This is a genomic window from Acinetobacter sp. C15 (assembly GCF_013420645.1).
Classification (GTDB): domain Bacteria; phylum Pseudomonadota; class Gammaproteobacteria; order Pseudomonadales; family Moraxellaceae; genus Acinetobacter; species Acinetobacter indicus.
Window position 1 is genome coordinate 1 of the sequence record NZ_VOXR01000080.1, and the last position, 4928, is coordinate 4928.

The window sequence follows — 4928 nt, forward strand, 5'->3', positions numbered from 1 at the left end:
GCACAGTCAGTTGATGTTGGTTGAGCCATTCATACAGTTGTTGCATCACCGGTTGACTATGCTGTTGTCGGTATTCGCGGCGCTGTTCTGCTGTACCATCGGTCTTTTTCCTGAGTTCTGCTTCTATAGCATACAGTTTCTGAATCAAGAACAAAGCCTGTTCAGCGATCTGACTTTTCCCGGTCACATGTAGCTCATGGAATTTACGACGTGCATGTGCAATGCAGCCCACTTCAATGACCCGGCCTGATTTAAAGCGTGCTTTATAACCACTGTAATCATCACAGACCAGATGACCCTGCCAGTCTTTCAGGAACTCTTCAGCATGTTGACCTGAACGACTATCCTGAAAGTCATAGATCACCGCCTGAATTGGATTGTACTGTGTCGTGGCATTGGCCAGAGGTTCCAGTTCCACCCCGCAGCGGCCAATCCAGTCAGATAACGTTGATCTGGAAAGATCAATACCCGCCCGCTGATAGATCAGGCGCTGACGGTACAGGGGTAAATGATCAGCGTATTTGGAAACCAGTACATGGCTAAGCAGTTCAGGTGAAGCAATGCCTTTATCAATCACATAGGCGGGCATCGCTTGCTGAGTCAGGGTGTCGCACTGATCACAGACCCATTTGCCACGCACATGCTGTTCCTTATAGAACTGTGCCGGTCTGAAATTCAGTTTTTCACTAATATCTTCGCCGATACGACGTAACTGGCAGCCACAACTGCATTGGGTTGATGCAGGTTCATGCTCAATACGGATGGTGTGTAGATGATCTGGCAGCAGTCGACGTTTAGGTTTGTTGACTGTGGCTTTCTGTGTTGCTGCATCGGTTTTATCTGCATTCAGCCGTTCCAGTTCCAGATCAACCGCTGCGATATCTTCTTCAACCGCCTCATCCCAGAGATGGATTTGTTTTGCGGTGAGATGTTCATTTTTATTGCCGAATTTGTGCTGTTTAAACAGCGCCAGTTCATGCTCGTATTTTTGAGTGAGAATAGAGAGATGTTGGTTGCATGCTTCCAGATGTTGAACTTTGCCATCTAATTGCCGGGTAAATTCCAGCAGTTGCTCATGGGTCAGTTGGTTTAAATCAGGCAGCGTTTTCATGACCGCAGTATGCCTGAGGTCATGAAGAGAATGAAATAGAACGTTTGGAGAATAGCAGAATGTACGAGCCTGGTTTAGAGCATCGTCACCACCTGCTGTCGTCCAATTCTCTGCCAGGGTAAACCCTGGATCAGTGCCTGCAACTACTCTGGGCTGAGGGCTACGTTTTCACCCTGGTGAACTTTAGCCCAGTGGAATTTTCCCTGTTCCAGCCGCCGGGCACACAGCCAGATGCCCAATCCATCATGCACCAGCACTTTCATGCGATAGCCACGCTTATTACAGAACAGGTAGGCGCAATGCGGTTTGATCGAGCCAAAGGCTCTCAGCACCTGAGCCATGGCAGTATCCATACCCGCACGCATGTCCATCGGCTGGGTAGAGAGCCAGATTTCATCGATATGGATCATGTTGCAAGTGCCTTGAGTAATTCTGCTAAAGCAGATATTTCTGATACTTGCCATTTCAAGCCAATTTCTGCTTTTGAGTGGGGTAAAGTAATTTGAACCGTTAACATGTCAGTAGGAGTAGGATCTAATGGTGCAGAGCAAGATAAGGCAATAAATGCAGGTTTATTCGGTAGTGGTGAGCGATCATTCCCTGGCTTACCATCAATTAAGCGAATCCATTTGGATACAAGATTTGTATTCAATCCATGTTGCAAAGCGACCGAAGCAATTGAAACGTTCGGTGCTTTAAGGCAAAGGATTTCTTTCTTTGCTTCGAGAGGTTCATGTTCATCAGGGTTGTTACGTCGTAAAGGCTGTACGGCCTTATTTATCTCGGAGAGTGGTGGCAGTCCAAACAACAAACCCCATGACCATAACTTATGGGGCTTGTTGGCTATTTTGCTGCGTATTGTGTGGCTTTTTGTGATTAAGCCTTACATCGCTTCACGCTGCGCTTCATCTTCCAAATAGCTTTCTAAAGAATCATCTAGCGCATATAACCATGGCGTGTGATGTGGCTTAGCCATTTTTCCAGTCATTACTGAGCGATAGACTTTATCTCTAAAGCCCATAATGTTTTCTTTTTTATGCTTTTTCCATTGCATGAAAATATCATGCACTGCATCAATATTGAATGATGGATAGTCCGTCTGCGCAATCAGGCGTTTGATGTAATCGCCTTGGAAGCGGGCAGATTGTTCATCGTTCAATAGGCGCTGCTCTTTTTCATGTAAGGTCTGCGTATGGCTCTGCATTTCTGCCGTGCTTGGTAAAGTAATTTTGCCCAAAATCACATCACGGACAAACCATGCTTGCGCATCGAACATATTGAAGGTGTACCATTGATCTTGCATGCCCAAGTAGAACAAGCGAGGATTCTTTTCCCACACCACACCCTGATATAAACCCTGCGGATAAAGGCAGTTATGTGTTCTGAGGCGTAGGTTATCTTCAATAAATGGGAAGTGGTGCAAATAGCCTGTGCATAAAATAATGGCATCAATTTTGGCAGATGTTCCATCACCAAAATAAGCAGTATTTTCATCTACACGCAGTAATTGTGGCTTTTCAGACCAGTTTTTAGGCCATTTAAAACCCATGGCTTTACTGCGATAGCAACTGTAAATTTGCTTAGCACCGTATTTATAACATTGTGAACCAATGTCTTCGGCAGAGTAGCTGCTGCCAACCAATAACACAGACTTACCTTTAAATTCCAGCGCATCACGGAAGTCGTGTGCGTGCAAAATGCGACCATGGAATTGATCAAAGCCTTCATAAACAGGAACACGTGGGGTAGAGAAGTGTCCAGATGCAACGACAACATAATCAAATTGTTCTGAATAGTGCTGTTGTTGTGCATAATCTTCGACATCTACCGTGAATTTTTGCGTTGTTTCATCATAGGCAATATGCTGAACGGCACTATTGAAACGGACTAAATCTTTGACCTGTGCTTTTTCTGCACGGCCTTTGATGTAATCCCACAGTACTGCACGTGGCGGATATGAAGCGATTGGTTTTTTGAAATGTTCATCAAAAGTATAATCGGCAAATTCTAGCGCTTCTTTGGGGCCATTTGACCATAAATAGCGGTACATACTGCCGTGGACAGGTTCCCCATGTTCATCTATACCAGTGCGCCAAGTATAGTTCCATAGCCCGCCCCAATCATTTTGTTTTTCGAAACATACAATTTCAGGAACTTGTAGACCTTTGGCCTTTGCTGACTGAAACGCTCTTAATTGGGCCATGCCACTTGGGCCAGCACCAATAATTGCAATTCGATCCATTGCTATCTCCATTAGTTTTGAGTTCTTAATTACCTCTCCAATTTTGAGTGTCACAATTTAGGATTTGAAATATAAGCATTATAAAGATAAGCAAATACAATCCTAAATTGAGCGATTAAAAATCTGTTCAAAATAGGATGTGAATTAAAAAAAAGAAAAAATAATAAAATGTGCTAAAGACAGTAAAAATTACCTAAGCAATTCATCTTTATAAAAAACACATTTTTTAAGAAAGCTGATCTTATCATAATTTCTGATTAATTGTGGATTTGCTTAGTTATAAAAGTGAATTTAAAGTCATTCCATTAATATTGGCGGATTCAAGCGGCAAGTGCAACAGGCTTTGTTGCACAAACCTATCTGTAAAGGGTTTTTCAGCGATATAATTTTCAAATGAAGAAGCCTACACACAAAATCTACCGCACAACCAATTGGCCCGCATATAACCGAGCACTCATGAGTCGCGGAAATATTGCCATTTGGTTTGATCCTGCTACGCAATGGTATGCGCCATCAAAAGGCAAACAAGGGCGAAATCAAACCTACTCCGACGCAGCCATCCAATGCTGCTTAATGATTAAATCCTTATTCCGTCTGTCTTTACGTATGGTCACTGGCTTTGTGCAAAGTCTGATTAAACTTTGCGGATTAAATTGGATAGCTCCAGATTACACCACGCTTTGTAGAAGACAAAAGCATATTGATATTGTAATCAGCTACCAAAAAAGTAGTGATGGGCTGCATCTACTCATGGACTCTACAGGCATGAAGTTTCTAGGTGAGGGCGAATGGAAACGCAAGAAACATGGACCTGAATATCGTCGCCAATGGCGTAAACTTCATATTGGTATAGATGCTAAAACCCTACAAATACGAGCAGTTCAGCTTACAACCAATAATGTCAGTGATTCACAGGTGCTTGGTGATTTACTTAATCAGATTCCACAAGATGAGCAGATTAACTCTGTTTATACCGATGGAGCTTATGACACCAAGCAATGCCGTCAGGTCATTGCAGATCGGCAAGCGCATGCGGTGATTCCACCTAGAAAAAATGCGAAACCATGGAAAGATACAAAGAGTAGCTCGCTAGAGCGAAATGAATTACTTCAAGCAATTAAACGTTTAGGTAGGATACTATGGAAAAAATGGTCAGGCTATCATCGGCGAAGTTTGGTTGAAACTAAGATGCATTGCATCAAATTATTAGGAGATAAACTCAGTGCAAGGAGTTTTGATAGCCAAGTGAATGAGATCCATGCACGTGTAGCAGTCCTTAACAGATTTACGGAATTAGGTCGCCCACTTACCCAAGTTACGCCTTAAATTTGGCTCAATTAGGGGCGCTTTGCATTTCAAATCTTTGTGCAACAAAGCCTAACGCAACTAAATTAGGGTGCTGTCGTAGAGATGTTATTTAACATAATATACATTATACGAAATATAGCTGTAACTCCAAAATAGAAATGTCCGGTTTCTCCAAAGTAAAAATGTCCGCTTTTAGAATATGCACTTTTGCAATTTCCTTAGCGGACGGTTTGATATGTTGGTGTCTATGTCGGATAAAGAACTTAA

5 protein-coding genes are annotated in these 4928 nt (G+C 42.8%); 1 reads left to right on the forward strand and 4 read right to left on the reverse strand.

Going from position 1 to position 4928, the window contains the following annotated elements; all coding sequences use genetic code 11:
* The 4 genes from FTT63_RS14765 to FTT63_RS14780 all read right to left on the reverse strand — a co-directional run.
* On the reverse strand, positions 1 to 1111 hold a 1111-nt coding region (locus FTT63_RS14765; protein WP_180192447.1), incomplete at its 3' end, for a transposase.
* Positions 1112 to 1254: 143 nt separating this feature from the next.
* A complete protein-coding gene (gene tnpB, locus FTT63_RS14770) occupies positions 1255 to 1521 on the reverse strand; it encodes an IS66 family insertion sequence element accessory protein TnpB (RefSeq protein ID WP_180192448.1) in 267 nt (88 codons plus the stop codon).
* Positions 1518 to 1922 carry an IS66 family insertion sequence element accessory protein TnpB gene (locus FTT63_RS15845; protein ID WP_227554656.1) on the reverse strand — a complete coding sequence of 135 codons (405 nt, stop codon included), beginning with the start codon at positions 1920 to 1922 and terminating at the stop codon, positions 1518 to 1520. The genes tnpB and FTT63_RS15845 overlap by 4 nt, the downstream gene beginning before the upstream one ends.
* A 72-nt stretch (positions 1923 to 1994) precedes the next feature.
* Complete coding sequence (locus tag FTT63_RS14780; protein WP_005177227.1) at positions 1995 to 3353, reverse strand: NAD(P)-binding domain-containing protein; 1359 nt, start codon at positions 3351 to 3353, stop codon at positions 1995 to 1997.
* A gap of 393 nt (positions 3354 to 3746) precedes the next feature.
* On the opposite strand from FTT63_RS14780, the gene FTT63_RS14785 reads away from it, so the two are divergent.
* Entirely contained in the window at positions 3747 to 4679 is a 933-nt protein-coding gene (locus tag FTT63_RS14785; RefSeq protein ID WP_180192449.1) for an IS5-like element ISAba12 family transposase, read from the forward strand.
* Positions 4680 to 4928: the final 249 nt, after the last annotated feature.

Coding starts and splice junctions, on each gene's coding strand:
- FTT63_RS14785 (WP_180192449.1), top strand. CDS start 3,747: ATGAAGAAGCCTACACACAAAATCTACCGCACAACCAATTGGCCCGCA.
- tnpB (WP_180192448.1), bottom strand. CDS start 1,521: ATGATCCATATCGATGAAATCTGGCTCTCTACCCAGCCGATGGACATG.
- FTT63_RS14780 (WP_005177227.1), bottom strand. CDS start 3,353: ATGGATCGAATTGCAATTATTGGTGCTGGCCCAAGTGGCATGGCCCAA.